Raw genomic sequence first — 22,426 nt, 5'->3', positions numbered from 1 at the left:
AGAATATCCGGATCCCGTCGGCGGCGACCATTGCGCGCCGCCCCCGGCGCTATGGGCTTCACGGCCGGGGACCGCGGTGGAGATGTCCACAGGCAAGCGATTTCCGCCCGCAAAAGAGCGTTACGGCGCGCCAACTTATCCCCGTCCGTGCGAAAGGCTGGGAAACTTCGCCGACACGCTTGATCGCGCCGCACCGCTGTGGCAGTAAGACCCCCGTTCCGGGACACTTCCCCGACAGCGCTGCAGTAGCTCAGTGGTAGAGCACTCCCTTGGTAAGGGAGAGGTCGAGAGTTCAATCCTCTCTTGCAGCACCATCTTCCCAAATGACTTTGCTGAAGTCGCCCTTGCGGTCACCGCCGCCTGCGGCCCTAGCTGACAGCCCCGCGAAGCCCGGTCTCGACATTCTCGAAGTCTGGGCGACGTAAATGGAGACAATCTCCTTATAGCGATAGGAGGGGCTGCGGACGAGCGTGTCTTGTCCCCGGTGTCAGGGGGCTGGTTCCCAAACAGACGGTAGCTGCTGGGCTTAGGGACAGCCCTCCGCGCTACAGAGGGGAGCCTTTGCAGCAGCGCCGCGGCTGCGAATGCGGAATCGAGCACCCTGAGGTCCTCGTTCTAAACAAGAAAGTTGGCGAGCCGGCCAACCACTTCATCGCTTGCTACAGCCCTTTGCCGGACGAGCGGCCATCGGTCGAAATTGCGTCAATCAGTGACTGAATCTTCCATACGCTAGGTGACCGGTGCTCGACGAACCCCGCGTTACTATCGTAGCGCATCTTCTTGACGGCCCGGCCGGCCGGATCATCGGCGTAGTCATGTCGCAACACGGCCGAAGGCTCGTAGTAGAATCCCAACGGCCCGTGAGAACAATAGAGCCGCGCGCATAGGTCTATTCCCTCGTGACCGTATAACAGCGGGTGGAACCCGCCGGATTGCAGGTAGATGCCGCGCTGCCAAATCGACGCGCCCTCGGTTGCCGCAAAGGCAGGGCACCGCTGAGTGCCGAGATCATAGTGAGGTGGCTTGAAGCCCCCCGCAGTCAAAATCTCAATTCGCCCACGCACGGACACCGCTCCCGTCTCGCGCGCTGCGCTGACCAGCCCGCTGACGAAGCCGGGCTCGATCAACCCGTCATCGTCGATGAAGATCAGATAAGGCGCTTCGGCCAAATTGGCACCTAGAGTGCGGCCGAGCGAGGCCCCGGCCTGGAAGGGCGGCTTAACTATCCGCGCCCCATCGAGATATTGCCGCCCGATCCGTTCGAGATCTTCATTGCCGTTGTCAACGAGGATGACTTCACAGTTCTCGTCGCGCGCCTGATGGGCGATCGCCGCGATCGCTGGTTCTACCCCGCCGGTCGATTTGTAGCTGACGACGACGATCGAGGCCGCCGGGCGCGACGGTAGATTGCCAAATTGCGAACTATCCGTCGCTCTCGCCACCCTTTCAGCGAAGCCAACGAGCAAGCCCTCCGCTTCGGAGTATGCCCCAGCTATCATCTGGTCCAATGCCAAATGAAAGAGCGACCCAAGCACGCGCGGGTCATGGCGAGCCTCATTTGGATCAATCATCACTGCCATCCCGCTTTCGGAAAGCTTCAGAAAAACACACTGACGAAGCGCTTAGAGACAGCCCGAGAGCGCTATCGTTCGAACACCGCTGCGCTTCGAAAAAAAGACACTAGTCTGGTCCAAAGTCGCCCCGAGGAGACCGGCTGTAAGCTCTCTTTGGCCGCCGCCCCGTGAACTACGTTTGCAGCAAATAAGCCCGGGTCATATTTTCGGATCTTTGCACTCCGAAGAGAGTCGACGACTTCGGCGGCTGTCGTCGACGCAATCCTCTTCAGATTCTCCTTAGTTCTAGGATGATATCTGGTGTGATCATCGGCAGCTTCAGCAATTCTCTCTCGCGAAGAGCGGTCAAATAGCTTTGAAAGCTTGTAGTGCCTTACTGGAAGCAGGAGATCCCCACTCCACTCAGAGCTGTGAGTGAAGCCATACCCATTGTCCGCTCTATGTAGATCATGGAACCCCTGGCTCAGTCTTACCGCCTCCGCGTACTTCACGAGAGGAATCTTCCGGAGGACGTCGATTGTCCCGAAAAGCCGATAGCGAACATCTATGCAGAAGCTCGTCAACCAGCTTTGGCCAAACGCCCATTCAATGGCAGGGTCTGCCGCATATCCCGTCCTATCACCGCTGCCGTCAAAGAGATGGTGGTCAAATATCTCTTGGACCGGTACGCCTTGGGCAAGCGATGCTTCGGCATCAATCTCCCGGCCCGGGACCAAATCGACAAGAATTCCCGGTACAAAGCCACGTCCCGCGGTCTCGGCCTGTTGAATTACCTTTTCGAAGGTGTTCCCGAAGTTCGACGGGAGATCGACCAACTCGTCGGAATCAACCGTCACCGCCCATTGCCCCTCTTCCAAGAAGCACTTCATTGCAGCTTTGATCCACACACTTTTGCAGGATCTGAAGCAACCAACAGCGGGGTTCAGGACATACACGTCATCATACGGCAACACCTCTGCGACTGGTCTCGTTGATCCATGGTCAATGATCAGAAATGGACCGCACCCGCGCTTTTTGTAGTGCCAATACCAGTCGGCTAGCAGATGCGCGTCGTCACGGATGCAAGACACCACTGGGATCTGCCCCGGTTCATATTCGGGCACCTCACCCAGCCCGAAAAATACCGCCAGAACAGCTTCTTTTCCCATTGCGGTTACCAGGCCGTCCCCAGCGGCTTTAGCGGCCTCCAGATGCAGGCCCGCCCTCTCAGGGACTTGGGCGCACTTGGCGAGAGACCGCGCCTGGTTGAAAGCCGTCATCAGTTCTAAGACACTGTCGCTCTCTGCGTAGCTCCCCGCCTTGCCACCGATAGGAAGTCGAGTACGCAAGTCAGGTCGCCGAACAATCAGCGGCGCCAGCCCGATCTCATCGATGCAATTCTGAGCCGAATCCGACTTCGCGAATACGCCACCTTCTAGGTAAGATAAGAATGGAATATTTCCGCCATGCCGCAATGCGGAAACAATGAGGTCCAATTCATCGAATTGGCGGGGCATGAACGTCTCGTCGTACCCTATATCTCTATAGAGGTCTGAGTTTAGCGTTACACGCCCACACGTCCCATCTCCCCAAGTCCCCGAAAAGTGATGAAAAACAAATCCTCGGGGATACTCCCTAGCCGCATCCAGTATCTGCGCAGTTTCCTCCGACGAAACAAAATTATCTGCATCCAGACTTGAAAAGAACGATCCGATGGGCAAATGCTTGAATTGATTTTTTGCTCGCCCGAAATGCCATGCCCGGATGGCATCCGAATGGAATATTTTCAAATATCCGGAATCAAGGTCTTGCTGGAATCTTTGATGAAAATGATTGTAAAGTAACTCTCTCTCTTCGTCGAAGGAGAGGATGACAAAATCGACGTGACTCGAATATATTCTATTTTCATCTAAGTTGAATGACATCGTCTCAATGAGGTCATCAAGTCGATCTTTCACTGCGATACAGTAAGATACTACTCTGTCACCCATTGCCCAACTCAATTCGCACTTTCCATATGGGGTCAACAGGCCACAGCCCCCCACGAGAGCAGCTGCCTCACGCGCTCTGAAAGGATGCGCGCCCTTACTTTATAATTGTTATGGATCCAAAGTGCTACCCTTGCGAGTATCGCAAGTCATCGAAGTTTTCTCGCCTCTTCCGCGCTCCCTCACCCGCCACTGACCCCTAGCCCATAAGCCGACCAATCAACCTGGATGCGGCGAGGATGTTGACGACCTTGGCGCCCCCAGCCACCTGCAAGTCAGATTGAACCACATCGCCTCGGTTCGGCCGTTCGCACCTATCGGGACAATCTGGAAGCCCTGAGCAACGAGCCGGGAGAGCTCGGCATCTGGTCGCATGCCCTCAGGCTCCATGTCGAGGCACACGTGGCCGGCAGACTGGAGCAGTGGGTTGGATCACGGATGTTAGGGAGTTGGCGAAGCTCCACATCGTGGTTCACCTGGCTCCAGGGCGCCCCCTCGAATAGCTCGGCTGCGTCTTTGTGCAGTGCGGCGAGTTGATGAAGCGGTTCAGCGAAGGCGATTTCCGCGCAGATCCGGACGAAGCGCGCTTTCCGGACGCCGATATTTCGCTCGCGCCCTTGCAGGTACAGGTCGCGACATCTGTTCTTCTTGCGGCCGGTAGAGGTCCATGCAGGATCCGTCTCCTTGTCGAGCCCGAAGCCTATAAAGCTTGGCCAATCGGTGGGCCCGCCCCCGGAGCCCCTACGTGCGAGGGACGCAACCTTTTGTGGAGGCTCGCTCGATGAGCGTGCATCCGACCTTGTGGATTTCATGCCGGCCCGCGAGCGGCTTCCTTGCAAGCTGTTCGATCGCCCAGGCGCCCATCGGACGATGGGGCAGTTCCAGCGTTGTCAGTTGGGGGCGCAGATGGCGGGAGATCTCGTCGTCGTCATAGCCGATGACGGAAAGATCGTCCGGGATCCGCATCCCCGCCTCGGTGATGGCGTTGAAGCAGCCCATGGCCATCTTGTCGTTCTGGCAAAAGATCGCTGTCGGCGGCTCCTCGAGCGATAGGAGCTTCTGGGTCGCCTCGAAGCCGGATGTCGGCGTCCAGTTTCCCTCGACCACCAGACGGTCATCATAGGCGAGCCCTGCCTCGGCGAGCGCCTGGCGATAGCCGGCGAGCCGGTCCTGCGCGGCTTCCATGAAGCTTTCGCCGACGATCGTGGCGATGCGTCTATGTCCCTTCCCGATCAGAGAGGCCGTTGCCATCTGCCCGCCGGTGATCTCGTCCGGCACGACCGCGGGAAAGCGATTGTCGCTGGTATAGCAGTTGAGCAGGACGAGCGGCACGGGAAGGTCGTCGAAGACGGCGTCGATCGATACGCGGCGGGTGAAGATCGACATATAGACGATGCCCTGTGCGCCGGCCTGCAGAAGGCGCGCCACCGCCTTGCGCTCATGCTCGGCCCGCCCCTGCGTCTGCGCGACAAGGATGGTCACGTCGTTTTCCCAGGACGCATGCCGGGCGCCCTCGATCGCGTTGACCGCTTCCGGTGTCGTCGCGAGCTGGTCGACGATGAAGCCGATGCAGCCGCCCCGAAGATCCCCGAGGCCCGCGCGACGGATAGGGCTTGCGAGCCCGTAGCCGAGCCTGCGCGCCGCTTCCAGCACGCGCGTGCGAAGGTCGGGCGATATCTTGATGTCCGTGACATTGTTGAGGACGACCGAGACCGTCGCCTGCGAGCAGCCCGCCGCCTTGGCCACATCCATCATGGTCACGCGCTTCATCGTTTTCCCGCCGCTCATGCTCTCCCCCGCTCTGCTCCTCTACACCAGGTGATAAAGATCGGCCATTGACTAATAATTATTAGCACCGGTAGGCTTCTCCGAAATCGGGAGGAGAACCAGATGAACACGACGCCAGCATTCGACTACGATATTGCCGCGCAGGCAGCGCAGCTTGCGGAGGACGGCATCATCGGACTGAAGGGTGCTTTCAGTCCGGCATGGGCCGACGAGATGCGCGAGGACATGATGACCGCCTTCTGGTCGGCCATTCAGAGGCCGGGAGGCGCGGTCGGACGCGGCCCCCGCCGCTGGTATGTCGAGATCCATCCGCAGGCGTTTCGCGGCTTCGTCGATCTCATCACCCATCCGTGGGTCGTGGATGTCTGCACCAACGTGCTCGGATCGGATTACCAGATCGTGGAGATCGGCTTCGACGTGCCGTTCCAGGGCGCCAAATACCAACCGTGGCACCGCGACTTCCCCTCACCCGTCGATACCTATCGCGACCGCCGGATCACCTCGTTGGCCTTCAACCTGACAGGCGTCGACGTCACCGAGGACATGGGGCCGTTCGAAGTGGCGCCGGGAACGCAATATGACGATGGCCGGGAGTGGAAACATGAGATGTTCCCGGACAAGGCGCTCTGGGGCCGCTTCCAGGACCGCGCGACCCGCAAATTTCCGAAACGAGGCGACATTTCCTGCCGCTCGGCACTGACGGTCCATCGCGGCACCGAACACCAGTCGCCCATCGCTCGACCGGTCATGGTGCTCGGCGTCGACAGGCCGGGCGCCGGGCACGCCGAGCTGCACGACATGATGGTGACGCGGGAGTGGCATGACGCCCTCCCCGAGATCGCCAGGCAGCATCTCGTCTGCCGGGTCGTCGACGAGCTGGTGCCGATTACCCAGAAGCATGACATCGAAGGCCTCGTCATGGGCGCCGATCCAACCTGATCCTCGCCGCATAGGAATAGGCTCTTGGGCCGGCCTGTTTCCTGGAGGGACAGGTCCGGAGAGCCACACCAAGCCGACGCCATCGAACGTGCAGAAGGGTCAATACGGTCGGGAGACGGTCAGCCGACTGACCGTTTCCCATTTCAATCCCCTTCCTATCAACCGAGATAAGTGGCCGTACTTATTAGCGATTTCGCCCCGACGGCATGGCATTGAGCACTTCGGTCAGGGAGCCCCCTTCGCACGCCTTGCCGAAGTACCAGCCCTGCACCATGTCGCAGCCGAACTCGGCGAGCAGCTCGACCTGCTCGAGGGTCTCGACACCTTCGGCCACGACCATCGCGTCCAGGCTGTGGGCGATCTCGATGATGCCGCGGACGATCGCCTGATCTCGCTTCGAGGCGACCATGTTCGCAATGAAGCTTCGGTCGATCTTCAGCCGGTCGATCGGCAGCTGGCGCAGATGGGTCAACGAAGCAAAGCCCGTTCCGAAATCGTCGAGCGCGATCTCGACGCCAGCGTCATGAAGGCAGCGAAGCCCCCGTTGCAGGGAGGTTTGGCGGCGACCGATAAACATGCTCTCCGTGATCTCGGCGCAGAAGGCCGTGGGCGGAATGCCCGTTCTCGCGCTCAATTCGAAGAAGCGATCCAGGAAATCCGGCGACCGAAAATCGGAGCCCGTCAGATTGATGGCGACGCGGTCGAGCGCGAGGCCTTGCTCCTGGAAGGCGACGAGGTCGCTGAAGACCCTGTCGAGCATGTACATGCCAAAAGCCGCGCGGATGCGCGGCTCGGCAAAACCCCGCCTGAAGGCTGCGGGCAGCAGGAGACCTCGATCCGGATGGCGCCAGCGCATGAGCGCCTCCAGCGAGGGGGCGCGTTCGACCGTCAGGGATACAATCGGTTGGTAGTGAAACTCGAAGGTGTTCTGCCGCAATCCGCCTTCGATCTCAGCGAGAAGCCTTGATTTCATGGCCAAACCGTCCCCTGGCGCGGGTTGAAGGGGCTCGGTTTGGGCCAGAGGCTTGGAGGGGGCGCGCGCCTCTGCCGCCTTGGGCGTGCAGAGGCGCATCGGTGCGTCGGAGTGCTGGGGAGAGGCCGGGGCGCCGGGGCTGGAGGCGCGGGCTCGCGAGCCCTCGCCTCCATTCCGCATATCCTGCCCGAGGGCCGCAAGCATCGTTTCGAACACGGCCTTGGCTCCCCTCGCTTGAGATGGCCGGACCTCTAGGGATGCGTCCTTCGATCAGGCCTGGCTTATGGCTGGGACAGGGCGGATGCCTCGGCCTTGCAATCCGGCGCCGCGGTCTGCTTCAGCTTCGCCTGCGCCACCTCGGCCTTGGCGGCCTCCAGATCGGCAAGGAAGACCGGATCGGTCTGTAGCCGCGCGACGGTCGCCGCGCCCATGATGCGGCCGGCGTCGACATCGCTCTGCCAATGCGCGTCGCAGATCACCCGGCTCTGCCCGAACTCGATGCCGCGCCGGAGCAACTCGTTCGCCCGCTCGGGATTGATCTCGGCAAACACAAGCGCCCATCCCCATCCCGCGGCCGTATGGCCCGAAGGATAAGAGCCGTCCTCCCGCAGAATTGGCTCCTGGTCCGCCCTGCAGGTCGCTTCGTCGTGCACGACGAAGGGACGCGTCCGGTTGTACTTGTTCTTCACGCCATAGGTCGACAGGCCGAGATCCGACAACATTTTCTGCATCATTGCATAGAGACGCGGCGTGTCCGTTTCGTTGATGCTGACACCCATCGCGCAGGAGAAATTATCCGCCGCCTGCGGGAAGGAGAGATCGGCGTCGCTGGCGGCAAGCTTCCAGCGGTCGGTGCTACGCAGAGCGAGCGTCGCCTTGCGCGCTTCCTCGTCTCTGGCGAGCGCTGCCGAGTCCGGCGCGGGAGGCGGGCCGAGCAGCATCAGGCTGTCCGGCAGATCGGATCGCTGCAGATAGCCCGGCGCAATCTTGAAATGAGGATCGGTGACGTTGGGCTGGGCTTCGTCTGATTGGGCGAAACTCTGCCCGCAGATCCCCAGCAGGGCAGACACGGAGACGGCAACGGCCCGAACTGCATTCCCCATCATTGATATTCCCAGTCCCTTTATGCTCGCGGACAGGCAAAGCGACGATGTCGCCACCAGCCGTCCGGCGGATCGTTCGCGGATACCGGCGGCCGGTCGATTTTCGTGTCGACAAGCGAGTTCCACGCGATTCATTTCGGGCAAAGGCAAATCGCAATCTTGCCATTTCGCGCCAATCACGGCTTGCTATCGTCAACCTTGCCGGTACCGGAACCCGTCGCAGGGACTAACCCCGTAAGCGCGGCGAAATCCATTGGCGAACATCCCTTTGACGCGAGGCCAGTTTCTTCTTCCTTTCGTCGGGATTCTTCGCGATAGCGGCGCTCCCGTCAGTTCAACTTTGGGGAAGTTTCGCCTTCCTTCGGCTCTGGAAGAAAAAAGCCAGCTTTATATTCCGCTAATGCCGACCATCCGCTTCATAGAAGCCGCGCAGAGGTCCCAGGGCATTGAGGACTTCGGCTTTCTGGCCACCCAGCGGCTGCATTATTCTCATCTGCGGGACAAGACCCGGGCGCTGATCGAGCACTCTCCGACGCTGCTCGTGGCTCTGCAGCACGCCTGCAAATGGGCGGCGCGCGAGGATACCATTCTGAGCCTGTGGATCGAGCCCCATGTCGATCACGTGCGCATCTGCAGCAGGCTTTCCGGAACGAGCGCGCTGCGGCATTTGGAGCATTCGCAATGGCTCCAGCTCGTCTTTCCCATCTACATCGTCCGCCAATTTGCCGGGCCGGACTGGATGCCGGATACGATTGCCTTTGAAGCCCGCTATACGCCCGGTCGCGCGACCCAGGCCCTATGGCCAAACGTGCGGTTTCTGTCAGGCCAGCACGCCTCCTGGATCAGCGTGCCGATCGCGCATCTCAGTCTCTCCATTCGCGCCGGCGCATCCATTCCGCCTCCGTTAGACACGGAAGACGGCCCTTCGGGCTACGACATCGTCGAACTGATCAAGCTGATGCTGCCGGCCTATCTCGACGAGAACACACCGACTCTGGCTGTTGTTGCGGAGATGGCGGGCGTCAGCACGCGGACCCTCCAACGAAAGCTCTACCATATCGGCCTGACCTACTCCGATATACTGGAGACCGTCCGATACGAGAACGCCAGCAAGCTGCTGCGCAGCACGGATTCGAAGATCATCGATATCGCCTATTCTTCCGGATACACGGATCCGGCGCATTTCAGCCGCGCGTTCCGCCGGATCTCCGGCGTTACGCCACGACAGTTTCGCGATCGATCCAGGCTGGGATAGGACGGCAGCGCCGGTCGGTCGGGAACATCCTGCGATTGGGAGACGCGCGCCTCCCTCAATCGGCTCCGACAATCGGGATTTGCGGCGCGCAGTTTCTCGGCATCGCGCCGGTCAGGCGCGGGTCCGGCATCACCTCCACCTGAAACGCGAAGGGCGTGAAGCCCGAGCGGCGGTAGAAGTCGAGCGCGGCGGGATGGTCGAGCGTGCAGGTGTGGACCCAGAACCGCCGGATCGGCCGGGCCCAGGCCCGCTCGATCGCCTGGTTCATCAGCGCCCGGCCCATGCCCGTTCCCTGCACGGCCATGGTGACGCCGAAGAAGGCGAGTTCGCAGGCACCCGGCTCGCGAAAATCGAGTTCGAGGATGCCCGCGTCGACGCCGTCCTTCTGCAGCGCGAAGATCTCGACCAGCGGGTCCTCCAGGATGGCGCGCAGCGTGTCGTCGGGCATGATGAGCCGGGACACCCACAGCCAATCCTCACCGACCGCGCGATAGAGGGCGCGATAGCGCTCCACCGACGGCCGCCCTAGAGGCAGCAGACTGATCCCCGCGGGAAACGGCTGGGCGGGCCGCGGCGCCGGGCGCTCCTTCATCTCGAGACTGGTCACGACCGCGGCGAGATGCCCGGCCGCGACCGAGGAATAGCCGTTGGGGAGAGCGGGGGCGACGGCGCTGGTCAAGCGGATGGTTCCTTCACATACCGGATCGGACTGGTTTCCTCCCGCCCTCGCATGGCAGGCCGGCGCATGGCAAGGGCGCGATCTGTCGCTCGAGCCCGGCGCAGCCATGCCCGAGAAGCCGGCGGCTCTCCACAAGTTTACCGGTGTCGTCACGACGGCGAGCTTGCCGGCCCGCCGCGGCGATCCATATCCCATCTATTACTTTGAGAATAAAAGACGTTTTGACTGCGACTATTCTAACTAAGGACTGATATTTGGAGGCATTCGAAATGAACAGCCTTCGAAAAATCCTTGCGAGTTCGGTTTTCATCGCCCTTGGTTGCGCCGTCGCCTCGGCCCAGCAGACGACCGGAGACGTCGGATCTCCCGGGGCCACGACCACCATAACGGGCAAGCAGCTGCCGCCGCCGGACCCGAAGTTCGGCGGCGTGATCAAGGAAAGGGCGTCGGACTCGACGCCCTGGTGGGCGCCCCGCGTCGTGCCGCCGAAGGGCGCCCCCAACGTCCTCCTGATCATGACGGACGATCAGGGTTTCGGCGCGCCGAGCACGTTCGGCGGCGTCATTCCGACGCCGGCTATGGATCGCATTGCGCGGTCCGGGCTGCGCTTCACCAATTTCCACTCCACCTCGCTCTGCTCGCCGACCCGCGCGGCGCTGATCACCGGGCGCAATCATCACTCGGTCGGCTTCGGCGTCGTCGGCGAGATCGCGACCGGCTATCCGGGCTACGATTCGATCATTCCGATCGAGAAGGGCACGATCGGGACGATCCTCAAGGAGAACGGCTACGCCACGTCGTGGTTCGGCAAGGACCACAACACGCCGTCCTACCAGTCGAGCCAGGCGGGACCGTTCAACCAATGGCCGACCGGGATGGGGTTCGACTATTTCTATGGTTTCGTCGGCGGCGACGCGAGCCAATGGCAGCCGAACCTCTTCCGCAACACCACCGCGATCTACCCGTTCGAGGGCAATCCGGGCTGGAACCTCGAGACGGCGATGGCCGACGACGCGATCCAGCACATCCAGCAACTGAAGGAGATCGCGCCGGACAAGCCCTGGTTCGTCTACTACGTGCCGGGGGCCACCCACGCGCCGCACCATCCGACGCCCGAATGGCTCAAGAAGATCAGCGACATGCACCTGTTCGACCAGGGCTGGAACAAGCTGCGCGAGACGATCTTCGCCAACCAGAAGCGGCTCGGCATCATGCCGGAAAATGCCAAGCTGACGGCGTGGCCGAAGGGGCTGCCCGAATGGGACACGCTCGGCTTCGAGGAGAAGAAGCTCTTCATCCGGCAGGCCGATGTCTACGGCACGTACCTCGCCTATGCCGATCATGAGATCGGCAGGGTCATCCAGGCGGTCGAGGATCTCGGCGAGCTCGACAACACGCTGATTATCTATATCGGCGGCGATAACGGCGCGAGCGCCGAAGGCATGATCAACGGCACGCCGAACGAGTTCACCACCTTCAACGGCATCGCCGTGCCGGTGAAGGACCAGTTCCTCTGGTATCCGTTCTGGGGTTCGGAGCGGACCTTCCCGCATTATTCGGCCGGCTGGGCCTGGGCGATGGATACGCCGTTCCAATGGGTGAAGCAGGTGCCTTCGCATTTCGGCGGCACCGCGCAAGGCGTCGCCATGTCCTGGCCCGGCCACATCACCGACGCCGGCGGCATCCGCAACCAGTTCCACCACGTGATCGACATCGTGCCGACCATCCTGGAGGCGACCGGCATTCCGGCGCCGGACACGATCAACGGAATCGCCCAACGCCCGATCGAGGGCGTGAGCATGATGTACAGCTGGGACAAGGCCCATGCCGACGTCCCGACCCGGCACACCACGCAGTATTTCGAGATGCTCGGCAATCGCGCCATCTACCACGATGGCTGGGTGGCTGCGACGACGCCCGCGACGCTCCCCTGGGAGCTCAGCACCAAGACGCCGCCCGACGTGATCACCGGCTACAATTGGGAGCTCTACAACGTCGACGCGGATCCGACGCAGTCCACCGATCTCGCCGCGGCCGAGCCCGACAGGCTCAAGCAGATGCAGGACCTCTTCTACGAGGAAGCGCGGAAATATAACGTGCTGCCGCTCGACAACTCGACGCTCGCGCGCTGGAACACGCCGCGGCCGAGCCTGACGGCGGGAAGCACGGAGTTCACCTATTCCGGCGAATTGAGCGGCGTGCCGGCGAGCGCGGCGCCCAGCACCTTGAACAAGTCCTACACGATCACCGCCGAGGTCGAGATCCCCGAGGGCGGCGCCGAGGGTATGATCGTCACCGAGGGCGGGCGTTTCGGCGGCTACGGCCTCTTTCTCAGCAAGGGCGATTTCGGCGTCGGGCGCGGCAGGGTCGTGTTCCTCTACAACCTCCTCGACCTGAAGCGCACGATGTGGGAGGGGCCCGAGCTGGAACCCGGCAAGCACACGATCGTCTTCGACTTCACCTCGGCCGGCCCGGGCCTCGGCAAGGGCGGCACGGGCGTCTTGTCGGTCGACGGCAAGGCGGTCGCCACCAATACGCTCGACCACGGCATTCCCGTCACCTTCCCGGAGGACGAGACCTTCGACGTCGGCCTCGATACCCGCACCGGCGTCGCGCTGGTGGAATATCGCTACGACCCACCGTTCAAGTTCACCGGCAAGATCGACAAGCTGACATTCCGACTGCAGCCGGCGGCGAGCGCCAACTAGGCCGCGCGGCGACGGGCGCGAGAGAGCCAAGAGAGGCGAGAAAGCCAGGAGGGGCGAGAAAGCGATGTGGGCGGGCAAATGGGCGCTGACGGTAGCCGCCGCGGCCGAAATCGCGACGGGGCTGGCCCTGCTCGTCGCGCCGTCGCTTGTCGCGTGGCTGCTGTTCGGCGCGCCGCTGACCGGCGCGGCGATCCCGACCGCCCGCCTGGTCGGGATTGCCCTGGTCGCGCTGGGGATCGCCTGCGGCTGGCCCTTGGTCGGCATGCTGACCTACAGTGCCCTGGCCACGCTGTATCTCGCCTATCTCGGTCTCGCGGGAGGTTTCGCCGGCGTGCTGCTCTGGCCCGCGGTCGTGCTCCACGCCGTCCTGACCGCGCTCCTGACCGTCGAGCTCACGCGACACGACCTGTACCAGGACGAATGATCTCGCGTTCCATCCTGGGTTCGGGGCCGGCCTAGCCTTCGCGGCGCGGCGCCCGCCGTGGCTTCGGAGGTGGCGACGCCAGCCGCAACAGCCTCCGGAATTTCGGGCACTCCATGTGCTGCTCGGCCGGGCATTCGGCCACGTGCCGGAGTGCGTTCCGGAGCGTCGTGAGTTCGCGGATCTGCCGTTCGATCTGGTCGGCCCGCTGGTGCAGGACTGTGCGAGGCAGATCGGCCGAGCCGTCCTTGCCGAACATCCCCCGGATTTCCTCGAGCGAGAAACCCGCCGTCTTGCCAAGCGAAATCAAGGCAAGCTGGGTCAGCGCCTCGGCGTCGAACTGGCGTCGCAATCCGTGCCGCGCCACCGACCGGATCAGCCCGATCTCCTCGTAATAGCGCAGCGTCGAGGCCGGCACGCCGCTTCTCTCCGCCAGGACGCCGATGTCGAGAAACAGCATGCTTGACCTCAAGTTGACTTGAAGTGGCAACCTAGCCGCGACCTGAGACAGCGACAAGGAAAACTGCCATGAAACGGATGATCCGGAGCGACGGAGCGCCGGCCGCGCAAACCGCGCTGGCCGGGGCGATGCTGCTCGCGTCGCTCGGAACCAGCATGGCCTCCGTGGCGCTTCCAACCCTGAGCCGGGCGTTCTCGGCGCCGGTCTCGAACGTCCAGTGGGTAGTTCTCGCCTATCTGATCACGGGAACGGTGGTGATCGTATCGGCGGGGCGGCTGGGCGATCGACTGGGTCATCGTCGCGTGATGATCGCCGGACTGGCACTGTTCACGGCAGCCTCCGTCCTCTGCGCGGCCGCCCCGACGCTCGGAACCCTGATCGCGGCTCGCGCCGTCCAGGGCATCGGCGGCGCGATCCTCATGGCGCTGCCGATATCGATCGTGCGGGAAGCGGTCGCCAAGGAACGGGTCGGGTCGGCGATGGGGCTCCTCGGCACGATGTCGGCGATCGGAACGGCGCTCGGCCCGTCGCTCGGCGGCCTGCTGCTCGCCGGCTTCGGCTGGCGATCGGCCTTCGTCCTCTTGTCCGGCCTGTCCGTCCTCGTGCTCGGCCTCGCCCTCAGGGCCATCCCGGCCGCGCCGCCCGGCCGCCATCGAAGGGTCGGGACGACGGACTGGACCGGCCTCGCCCTGCTCGCCGTGGCCCTGACGGCCTATGCGCTCGCGACTGCCGGCGGGAAGGTCTCGTTGGGCTGGAACCCGGATCTGCATCTCCCCGTCGCGATCGCGGCTCTCGCGCTCTTCATTCGGGTCGAGGCGCGATCCGCATCGCCGCTGGTGCCCGTCTCGATCCTGCGCGACCGGGTATTCGGCGTGTCGCTGACGATGAACCTGCTCGTTTCCACCGCGATGATGGCGACCCTGGTCGTCGGGCCGTTCTTTCTGGCGTTCGGTCTGCGCCTGAATGAGGCGCTCGTCGGCCTCGTCATGGCGGTGGGGCCGGTCACGGCCGCCCTGGCCGGCGTTCCGGCGGGACGCTTCGCCGACCGGTTCGGCGCGCCACGCGTCCTTCAGGCCGGATTGCTGCAGATGAGCGTCGGCCTCGCCTGTCTGGCCTTCCTGCCGAGGTTTTTGGGCGCTGCCGGATATGTCGCCGCGCTGATCCTCCTGACGCCGGGCTTCCAACTGTTCCTCGCCGCGAACAACACCGTCGTGATGCTGGCCGCCAGGGAAGAGCAGCGCGGGATACTGTCCGGATTGCTCGGCCTGTCGCGAAACCTCGGCTTCATGACCGGCGCCTCCGCGATGGCGACCTTGTTCGCCGTCACGGCCGGGAACGGGTCGATCGCCGACGCGCCGGCGCATCGCATCGGCGACGCCTTCGCGACGACATTTCTGGTCGCCGCCGGCCTGACGATGCTCGCCCTCGTTCTCGCCTGCCTGGGCCGGCCGAGCCGCGTTCCGGAGCCGAGATCCGAATCTTCCCCTTGCGGGTGAAAAACGCCGGATCCCGTTTGTATCAGCCCCAGGGACTGCACTACCCAGCAACCAGGCACGGCATCCCGCCCTCATGCAAACAACGGGAACGGCCGGGTCATAATGCGAAATTCGGACAATGCGGCGCGCCGGCGAGTGGCGCGCAAGACGCTCGCGGCTGCGCTGATGCTGACGTCGGCGATCGGCGCGGGCTGGGTCATGAGCACCCCGGCGCAGGCGCAATCGGCGGCGGTAGAGACGGTCGATTTCAAGGTTCCGGCCGGTCCGCTCAATCAGGCGCTGGCCGCCTTCGGCCGCCAGTCCGGCCTGCAGGTGACCTATCTCGCCGCCTCCGCCACCGGCAAGACCTCGCCGGGGATCACCGGCCGCGCCACGCGCGACGACGCGCTGGCGCGCATCCTCGCCGGCTCCGGCCTCGCCTTCTCCTTCCCGAACGCCACGACGGCGGCAATCGGCACGGCCGGATCGCCGGCCGTGCCCGTCGCGACCGACGGCTCGACCGTTCTCGACGTGATCGACGTGACGGCGGGAGGCGGCGGCATCCGTTCGGCCGAGCAGGTCTTCGAGACGCCGGCCGCCGTCTCCTACATCTCGCAGCAGACGATCGAGCGTTTCCGCGGCAGTTCGCCCGGCGACATTTTTCGCGGAACGCCGGGCGTGATGTCGGGTGAAAGCCGCAACGGCGCCGCCATCGACGTCAACATTCGCGGCATGCAGGGCATGGGCCGCGTCCCGGTCACGATCGACGGCGCGATGAACTCGACCACGGCCTATCAGGGCTACCAGGGCGTCAGCAACCGCTCCTATGTCGATCCGGACCTGATCGGCGGCATCGACATCTCCAAGGGCCCGGCCTCGGGACCCTTTGGCGGCATCGGCGGATCCGTCGCCATGCGCACGATCGACGCCAACGACATCATCAAGGACGGCAAGAATATCGGCCTCCGGATCAAGGGCGGCGGCGGCACCAACACGTCATCGGTGCCCGATCGCGGCACGCTGGGCGGCATGATCTTCTTCCTGCCCAATATCGGCCTGCCGCCCCGGCCTGGCGACACGGCCGGCCTCGACAGGCCCGGTCTGCTCGAGGCGACGCGCGGCTATGGCAGCGCGGCCGCCGCCGCGCGCGGCGACAATTACGAGGTGGTCGCCGCCTATGCCCGGCGCGAAAACGGCAACTACCACGCCGGAACCCATGGCCCCGTCGCCGAGCCAAGCGGCAATCTCGGCCCCCACACGCCCTGTTCGGCGCCGGGTTGCCCGACCTACCAGAACTACTACGAGAATCTGGGCCTCACCAATTATCGTCGGGGCGAGGAAGTACTGAACACCTCGCTCGATACCGAGTCCTGGCTCGCCAAGGGCAAGCTCCTGTTCGGCGACGGCCAGAGCTTCGAACTCGGCTATACGGGGTTCCGCAGCGAGCAGGGCGACATCCGCGCCTCGATCATGTCCGACATGTCCTCCCGGCCGGTCCAGAACTGGCTTGCCCGGGCCCGCACCGACACCGGAACGTCCACCTACGCCTGGAACCCGCAGGACAACGATCTCGTCGACCTCAAGGCCCGTCTCTGGGTCAGCGCCCTGGAGACCCGCAATCCGACCACCGCCGGCCGGTCCAAGACGACGCCGCTCGGCCTGCCCAATCCCCTGCTGGAACGCATCCTGATCGGATCCGATACGCTTATGTGGGGCGGCGATATCGGCAATACCTCGCTGTGGCAGACGCCCCTGGGCGATGTCTCGCTGCACTACGGCGCCTCGTATCTCAGCGAGGACGCCAGGCCGACGGAGCTGACGCGCATCCTCGAATACCCTTATGGCCCGCGCAACGGCACGCGTGAGGAGACGGCTGCCTATGCCAACGCCGAATGGAAGGCACTGGACTGGCTCACCTTCGATGCCGGCCTGCGCTACCAGAGCTACAACACCCTGGATCGCTCCGAGGCGCGCGACACCAACGGCAAGCTGTTCGTCGGGCAGACCGACCATCGCGACGGCTCGGGCATCGCGCCGGCGATCGGCGCCGTGGTGACGCCGATGGACGGCATGCAGCTCTTCGCCCGCTATTCGGAAGGGTTGCGCTCCCCGGCCCTTTCGGAATCGGCCAGCATGGCCTTCACCTATGTGACGCCGGACATCGTGCCGGAGCGCGCCCACAATTGGGAGCTCGGCATGAACCTGATGCGCGACAACGTCGTCGCGACCGGGGATGAAGTCTGGTTGAAGCTCGGCTGGTTCGACAATCGGGTCACCGACTACATCGCCCGCCGTGTCGTCGATCTCCACTACACCGGAGGTATCGTCACCAAGGGTCTCGCCGTCGGCAATATCGACGAAGCCAGGTTCCGCGGCATCGAGTTCACCGGCCACTACGCGCTGGCCGGCCTGTCGCTGGATCTCGCGGCGAACTACTACACCGACATCGAATTCTGCCCGACCGCGTCGACCTGCTCCAACAGCACGCTCTATGGCGACTATGCGACCAATCAGGTGCCGCCGGAATATTCCGTCAGCCTCACGGTCTCGCAAAAGCTCTTCGACGACGCGCTGACCATCGGCGGGCGTGTCAGCTATATCGGGCCGAAGGCGATCGGCTCCGATCAGCCGACCGTCCAGGGCGCCGCGCCGTTCATCCTGCCGATCAACTGGGATCCCTACACGCTGGTCGACCTGTTCGCGGAGTACAAGGTCAACGACACCCTGACCGCCGAACTGCGCGTCGAGAACGTCGCCGACCAGTACTATGTCGATCCGCTCGGCCTCTCGAACGTTCCCGGCCCCGGCCGCACGATCTGGGCCGGCCTGACCGCAAACTTCTGACGAGCATCCCCGAAGCCCGAGAAGACGGCCCTCCCCCGCAGCCCGCGGGCGGAGGGCCGTGCTCGTTTCGCGCGAGACAATCCATGGACCTGTCGCGCAAGCCGTATTAATCTGGCGCCGACCGGTCGCCTGACCGCTTCGCCAACATGCCCCGAGGATCCTTCCGTTGCCCGGCCCTGTCGCCTGATGCCATCCGACGACCCCGATAGTACCGAGCCCCCTTCCCGCCAACGCGCGCAGGGGGCAAACCGAAACGAAGGCCGCGACGGAGGCGGATCGAGCGATCGATCGCCCCGCTATCAGCGAACTCCATCCCGGGACGAATTCCGCCCCGCGCGCCGCCATGCGCCGGTTTCCGGCGCGATGGCGCGTTCGTCGACGCGCGCCTTGACGCGCCCGCGGGACCGATCACGCGCCGCTCGTCCCCTTGACCCCATTCTCCGGTCGCCTCGCGGGCGTCGCCTCGGCGTCGCGCGAATGCCGCATGCTGACCGAAGCGCCGGCCTGACGATGGCCGACCGATCCCGACAATCTGGCCGATCGATCCGATCCGCCGCAGGAAAGAACCGATGATCCTCGAATGGATGGCCGATCCGGCCGCCTGGGCTGGCCTTGCGACCCTCATCATCCTCGAGATCGTGCTCGGCATCGACAATCTCGTCTTCATCGCGATCCTCGCCGACAAGCTGCCGCCGCATCAGCGCGATCGCGCCCGCATCGTCGGCCTATCGCTGGCGCTCGTCATGCGGCTGGTGCTGCTCGCCTCGATTGCCTGGATCGTCAAGCTCACCTATCCGCTGTTCTCTATCTTCGGCTCCGACATCTCCTGGCGCGACATCATCCTGATCGTCGGCGGCGCCTTCCTGCTGTTCAAGGGCACGATGGAGCTGCATGAGCGGCTGGAGGGCGACCACGGCGCCAGGTCGAGCGGCGGCGCCCACGCCGTCTTCTGGCAGGTGCTGGTGCAGATCGTCGTTCTCGACGCCGTGTTCTCGCTCGACAGCGTCATCACGGCCGTCGGCATGGCGAGCCATCTCTCGGTGATGATGATCGCCGTCGTCGTGGCGATCGGCGTCATGATGCTGGCGAGCCGGCCGCTGATGGCCTTCGTCTCGCGGCATCCGACCGTCGTGATCCTCTGCCTCGGCTTCCTGCTGATGATCGGCTTCAGCCTGATCGTCGAGGGTCTCGGCTTCCACATTCCGAAGGGCTATCTCTACGCCGCGATCGCCTTCTCGATCCTGATCGAGGCGGCCAACCAGCTCGGCCGCCGCAACGTGGTGCGGCGGGTGACGACGGCCGACCTGCGCGACCGGACGGCGATGGCGGTGCTGCGCATGCTGCGCGGCGGCCAGTCGGCGCCGCAGGCGTCCGAGGAGGTCGCGGCGATCGTCGCGAACAGCGGCGGCGCCAGCGCCTTCAGCGCCGAGGAAAGCCTGATGATCGAGCAGGTGCTGTCGCTGGCCGGACGCCCGGTGCGGTCGATCATGGTGCCGCGCGTTGACGCGATCTGGCTCGACATCGAGGACGACCCGAAGACGATCCTCGCCGAGATCCGCGAGAGCGGCCGGTCGCGCTTTCCGCTGTGCCGGCACGACGTCGACCAGATCCTCGGCATCGTGCACGCGAAGGACCTGATCGGCCAGGACGAGCACGACCTGGCGCTGGAGGCGGCGATGCGGCCGCCGCTCTACGTCACCGAATCCATGCCGGTGCTGAAGCTGCTCGAGCAGTTCAAGAGCTCGCCCGTGCACATGGCGATCGTCGTCGACGAGCACGGCACGTTCGAGGGCCTAGTGACGCCGACCGACATCCTGATCTCGATCGCCGGCGACCTGCCCGAGCGGGCCGGCGAGGAAGAGCCCTATGCCACGCGCCGCGATGACGGCAGCTGGCTGATCGACGGGCGCATGCCGATCGACGAGGTCGAGCGCACGCTTGCGACCGGCGACATGCAGGGCGACGGCGACTACACGACGCTGGCCGGCTTCGCGCTGGAGCATCTCGGCCACCTGCCGGCGGTCGGCGAGGCGTTCACCTGGGAAGGCTGGCGCTTCGAAGTCGTCGGCCTCGAAGGCCGCCGCATCGACCGCCTGCTGGCGACGCCGGCGTAGGGCGGTTGCCGGTCTGGCGCCCTCGAAAGAGCGACGCCGAAAGGCTCGGATACTACAAACAAAAACGCCGGCATGGCGGCCCGAGGGGCGTCATGCCGGCGCGGATGTTGCCAGACTTTGCCAGACTGGCCGGAGCCGGGGATCAGTCCCGAAGCAGGCTGTAGAGCAGGTCGAAGAAGCGGTCGGAATCGACCTCCTCGCAAACCTGGGCGTTCGGCGGCAGGCCGCGCTCGTTCCAGTAATCGGCGACCGTCGCACCGAAGGTGTAGGTGCCGGTCAGGTCGACGCCGATATGGGCCGGACGGGTCTTGACCAGCGTCGGGTCGATGATCAGCGCCAGCGCCAGCGGGTCGTGCAGCGCGCCGCCCACGCCCATCGAGTTGCGATGCAGCTTCTCGTAGAACTTCAGCCAGTCGAGAACGACGCGGCCGAGCTCGGTGTCGATCTTCTCGAACTCGCGGTACTGCGGCTCCTCGACCAGCACCTTCATGGTGACGTCGAGGCCGACCATGGTGATCGGCACGCCGCTGTCGAGGACGATCTTCAGCGCTTCCGGATCGCAGAAGGCGTTGAACTCGGTCGGCGTGATGTACTCGCTCTTGCGCCAGAACACGCCACCCATCCAGGTGATATCCTTGATCTTCGAAAGAAGCTCCGGATACTTCAGGACGAACAGGCCGAGATTGCAGAGCGGGCCGGTGGCGACGATGCGCAGCGGCTCGTCCTGCTCGCGGAGCGTCTTGGCGATGAAGTCGACCGCATGCATCGGCTCGACCTTCTTGGTCGCCTGCGGCAGGTAGGGCGAGCCCTCCAGGCCGCTCGGGCCGTCGGCGGTGCCGAGCACCAGCGGACGGGCGAGCGGGCGCACGCAGCCGGCCGCGACCGGCACGTCATGCGCGCCGATGAACTCCAGGATGCGGAGCGTGTTGGAGACGGTCTTCTCCGGCTCGGCATTGCCGCAGGTGACGGTGACGCCAAGGAGGTCGATCGCCTTCGAGCGATGCGCCATCACGAGCGCGATGGCGTCGTCATGGCCGGGATCGCAATCGAGCAGGATCGGCGTCGGGCGGGTGCTGGTCATTTCGGTCGTGGTCATTCTCGTGCCCTTACGCCGCTTCGCTCTGGTAGCGGACGATCGTTTCCTTGAAGAGCTTCATGAAGCGGCGGCCGTCGATGTCGGTGCAAATCCGCGTCGTCTTCGGGCCGCCGCCGGGAAGCAGCTGGCGACCGCGATAGGCGACCGTCTGGCCGCGGGCGAGGCGCCCGTCGAGCACGATGTCGCAGAACAGCGGCTCGGTCATGGTGCAGAGCGAGTGATCGAAGGCGAGCGCGACGGTGATGATATCGTCCATCGGGAAGCCGACGAGATCGAAGAACTCGCGCCAGATGTCGATATAGATCGGGAACGTCTCCTGGATCATCTTGAGGACCGGGTGGTCGCCCAGATCCTTGAGATCGGCGAGATCGTCACGCGTCAGCATGCTGGCGGCGGCGCGGTTGTCCTCGCAGACGTCGAGCGGCACCAGGATCGTGTCGACGCCCTGGTTGAGCACCACGCGGGCCGCTTCGGGGTCCGCCCAGATGTTGTATTCCGACAGCGGCGTGATGTTGCCTGGGGTGACGAAGTTGCCGCCGAGCAGCACCATACGCTTCAGCGCCTTGGCGAGCGCCGGCTCCTGCAGGAACGCCATGGCGGCATTGGTCATCGGGCCGGTGACGACCAGCGTGATCTCGCCGGGGTTGGCGAGCGCCGTGTCGATGATGAAGTCGACGGCGTGCTTGTCGATCACCTTCAGCGTCGGCGTCGGCGCGGGCGGGTTGAACTTCTTCAGCCGGTCGCCGAAGCGGGCGACCAGGCGCTTCTCGAAATGCACCGGCGCTTCCATGTCTTCCTTGGAATTGCCGACGATCGGGCGCCAGGCGCCCTTGGCGACCGGGACGTCACCCTTGCCGGCCAGCGCCAGCGTGTTGAGGACGACGTTGGTCACCTGGTCGATGGGACCGGCGGCGCCGGTGCAGGTGGTGACACCTTCGAGCTTGATCGACGGCGAGATCGCCGCGAAGAGCACCGCGAGAATGTCGTCGCCCGCGGAGTCGACGTCGAGAATGATGCGTTCCATTTTATC

General features: G+C 64.1%; 15 protein-coding genes, 1 tRNA gene and 1 pseudogene. 8 read left to right on the top strand and 9 right to left on the bottom strand.

Going from position 1 to position 22,426, the window contains the following annotated elements:
* The first annotated feature begins 239 nt into the window (after nt 1-239).
* Nucleotides 240-314, top strand: a tRNA-Thr gene (locus tag AC6HZP_RS04175).
* A gap of 345 nt (nt 315-659) precedes the next feature.
* On the opposite strand, the gene AC6HZP_RS04170 is transcribed toward AC6HZP_RS04175, so the two are convergent.
* The 3 genes from AC6HZP_RS04170 to AC6HZP_RS04160 all read right to left on the bottom strand — a co-directional run bounded on the left by AC6HZP_RS04170 (nt 660) and on the right by AC6HZP_RS04160 (nt 5,329).
* On the bottom strand, nt 660-1,580 hold the full coding sequence (locus tag AC6HZP_RS04170) for a glycosyltransferase family 2 protein (protein ID WP_497525515.1): 921 nt from the start codon (nt 1,578-1,580) through the stop codon (nt 660-662).
* Nucleotides 1,581-1,642: 62 nt separating this feature from the next.
* Nucleotides 1,643-3,544: a glycosyltransferase family protein gene (locus AC6HZP_RS04165; protein WP_497525514.1), complete on the bottom strand. Its 1,902-nt coding sequence runs from the start codon at nt 3,542-3,544 to the stop codon at nt 1,643-1,645.
* Nucleotides 3,545-4,282: 738 nt separating this feature from the next.
* Nucleotides 4,283-5,329, bottom strand: coding sequence for a LacI family DNA-binding transcriptional regulator (locus AC6HZP_RS04160; protein ID WP_497525513.1), 1,047 nt, complete (start codon nt 5,327-5,329; stop codon nt 4,283-4,285).
* Nucleotides 5,330-5,431: 102 nt separating this feature from the next.
* Here AC6HZP_RS04160 and AC6HZP_RS04155 point away from each other — a divergent pair, with 102 nt between their 5' ends.
* Nucleotides 5,432-6,268 carry a phytanoyl-CoA dioxygenase family protein gene (locus tag AC6HZP_RS04155; RefSeq protein WP_497525512.1) on the top strand — a complete coding sequence of 279 codons (837 nt, stop codon included), beginning with the start codon at nt 5,432-5,434 and terminating at the stop codon, nt 6,266-6,268.
* Between the two features lie 184 nt (nt 6,269-6,452).
* On the opposite strand, the gene AC6HZP_RS04150 is transcribed toward AC6HZP_RS04155, so the two are convergent.
* Both AC6HZP_RS04150 and AC6HZP_RS04145 read right to left on the bottom strand, forming a co-directional pair.
* Entirely contained in the window at nt 6,453-7,241 is a 789-nt protein-coding gene (locus AC6HZP_RS04150) for an EAL domain-containing protein (protein WP_497525511.1), read from the bottom strand.
* Nucleotides 7,242-7,522: 281 nt separating this feature from the next.
* On the bottom strand, nt 7,523-8,524 hold the full coding sequence (locus AC6HZP_RS04145; protein ID WP_497525510.1) for an acid phosphatase: 1,002 nt from the start codon (nt 8,522-8,524) through the stop codon (nt 7,523-7,525).
* 73 nt (nt 8,525-8,597) lie between these two features.
* On the opposite strand from AC6HZP_RS04145, the gene AC6HZP_RS04140 reads away from it, so the two are divergent.
* The gene (locus AC6HZP_RS04140; RefSeq protein WP_497525509.1) at nt 8,598-9,599 is read left to right on the top strand and encodes a helix-turn-helix transcriptional regulator; all 1,002 of its coding nucleotides are present in this window, start codon (nt 8,598-8,600) and stop codon (nt 9,597-9,599) included.
* 55 nt (nt 9,600-9,654) lie between these two features.
* Here the strand turns inward: AC6HZP_RS04140 and AC6HZP_RS04135 are convergent, their stop codons facing one another.
* Complete coding sequence (locus AC6HZP_RS04135; protein ID WP_497525508.1) at nt 9,655-10,278, bottom strand: GNAT family N-acetyltransferase; 624 nt, start codon at nt 10,276-10,278, stop codon at nt 9,655-9,657.
* A gap of 269 nt (nt 10,279-10,547) precedes the next feature.
* On the opposite strand from AC6HZP_RS04135, the gene AC6HZP_RS04130 reads away from it, so the two are divergent.
* Nucleotides 10,548-12,986: an arylsulfatase gene (locus AC6HZP_RS04130; protein ID WP_497525507.1), complete on the top strand. Its 2,439-nt coding sequence runs from the start codon at nt 10,548-10,550 to the stop codon at nt 12,984-12,986.
* A 64-nt stretch (nt 12,987-13,050) separates the two neighbouring features.
* Nucleotides 13,051-13,410 carry a hypothetical protein gene (locus AC6HZP_RS04125; protein ID WP_497525506.1) on the top strand — a complete coding sequence of 120 codons (360 nt, stop codon included), beginning with the start codon at nt 13,051-13,053 and terminating at the stop codon, nt 13,408-13,410.
* Between the two features lie 31 nt (nt 13,411-13,441).
* On the opposite strand, the gene AC6HZP_RS04120 is transcribed toward AC6HZP_RS04125, so the two are convergent.
* Nucleotides 13,442-13,867: a helix-turn-helix domain-containing protein gene (locus AC6HZP_RS04120; protein ID WP_497525505.1), complete on the bottom strand. Its 426-nt coding sequence runs from the start codon at nt 13,865-13,867 to the stop codon at nt 13,442-13,444.
* 56 nt (nt 13,868-13,923) lie between these two features.
* On the opposite strand from AC6HZP_RS04120, the pseudogene AC6HZP_RS04115 reads away from it, so the two are divergent.
* The 3 genes and pseudogenes from AC6HZP_RS04115 to AC6HZP_RS04105 form a co-directional block, all read left to right on the top strand.
* A pseudogene (locus AC6HZP_RS04115) lies at nt 13,924-15,363 on the top strand (MFS transporter); the annotation flags it as partial.
* A 102-nt stretch (nt 15,364-15,465) separates the two neighbouring features.
* A complete protein-coding gene (locus tag AC6HZP_RS04110) occupies nt 15,466-18,186 on the top strand; it encodes a TonB-dependent receptor (RefSeq protein ID WP_497525504.1) in 2,721 nt (906 codons plus the stop codon).
* Nucleotides 18,187-18,755: 569 nt separating this feature from the next.
* Nucleotides 18,756-20,300: a TerC family protein gene (locus tag AC6HZP_RS04105; protein ID WP_497525503.1), complete on the top strand. Its 1,545-nt coding sequence runs from the start codon at nt 18,756-18,758 to the stop codon at nt 20,298-20,300.
* 142 nt (nt 20,301-20,442) lie between these two features.
* On the opposite strand, the gene AC6HZP_RS04100 is transcribed toward AC6HZP_RS04105, so the two are convergent.
* On the bottom strand, nt 20,443-21,396 hold the full coding sequence (locus AC6HZP_RS04100) for a nucleoside hydrolase (RefSeq protein WP_497525502.1): 954 nt from the start codon (nt 21,394-21,396) through the stop codon (nt 20,443-20,445).
* Nucleotides 21,397-21,406: 10 nt separating this feature from the next.
* On the bottom strand, nt 21,407-22,420 hold the full coding sequence (locus tag AC6HZP_RS04095) for a nucleoside hydrolase (RefSeq protein ID WP_497525501.1): 1,014 nt from the start codon (nt 22,418-22,420) through the stop codon (nt 21,407-21,409).
* Between the last annotated feature and the right edge of the window lie 6 nt (nt 22,421-22,426).

This window comes from Kaistia sp. SLG-1 (assembly GCF_059699055.1).
Note: the sequence above shows the minus strand (reverse complement) of the source record. Positions and strands in the feature narration are given on the sequence as shown.

Excerpts from the sequence above, each read along its gene's own strand:
- AC6HZP_RS04100 (WP_497525502.1), bottom strand. The coding sequence starts at position 21,396 with ATGACCACGACCGAAATGACCAGCACCCGCCCGACGCCGATCCTGCTC.
- AC6HZP_RS04150 (WP_497525511.1), bottom strand. The coding sequence starts at position 7,241 with ATGAAATCAAGGCTTCTCGCTGAGATCGAAGGCGGATTGCGGCAGAAC.
- AC6HZP_RS04155 (WP_497525512.1), top strand. The coding sequence starts at position 5,432 with ATGAACACGACGCCAGCATTCGACTACGATATTGCCGCGCAGGCAGCG.
- AC6HZP_RS04130 (WP_497525507.1), top strand. The coding sequence starts at position 10,548 with ATGAACAGCCTTCGAAAAATCCTTGCGAGTTCGGTTTTCATCGCCCTT.
- AC6HZP_RS04105 (WP_497525503.1), top strand. The coding sequence starts at position 18,756 with ATGATCCTCGAATGGATGGCCGATCCGGCCGCCTGGGCTGGCCTTGCG.
- AC6HZP_RS04110 (WP_497525504.1), top strand. The coding sequence starts at position 15,466 with ATGCGAAATTCGGACAATGCGGCGCGCCGGCGAGTGGCGCGCAAGACG.
- AC6HZP_RS04120 (WP_497525505.1), bottom strand. The coding sequence starts at position 13,867 with ATGCTGTTTCTCGACATCGGCGTCCTGGCGGAGAGAAGCGGCGTGCCG.
- AC6HZP_RS04160 (WP_497525513.1), bottom strand. The coding sequence starts at position 5,329 with ATGAGCGGCGGGAAAACGATGAAGCGCGTGACCATGATGGATGTGGCC.
- AC6HZP_RS04125 (WP_497525506.1), top strand. The coding sequence starts at position 13,051 with ATGTGGGCGGGCAAATGGGCGCTGACGGTAGCCGCCGCGGCCGAAATC.
- AC6HZP_RS04095 (WP_497525501.1), bottom strand. The coding sequence starts at position 22,420 with ATGGAACGCATCATTCTCGACGTCGACTCCGCGGGCGACGACATTCTC.
- AC6HZP_RS04170 (WP_497525515.1), bottom strand. The coding sequence starts at position 1,580 with ATGGCAGTGATGATTGATCCAAATGAGGCTCGCCATGACCCGCGCGTG.
- AC6HZP_RS04165 (WP_497525514.1), bottom strand. The coding sequence starts at position 3,544 with ATGGGTGACAGAGTAGTATCTTACTGTATCGCAGTGAAAGATCGACTT.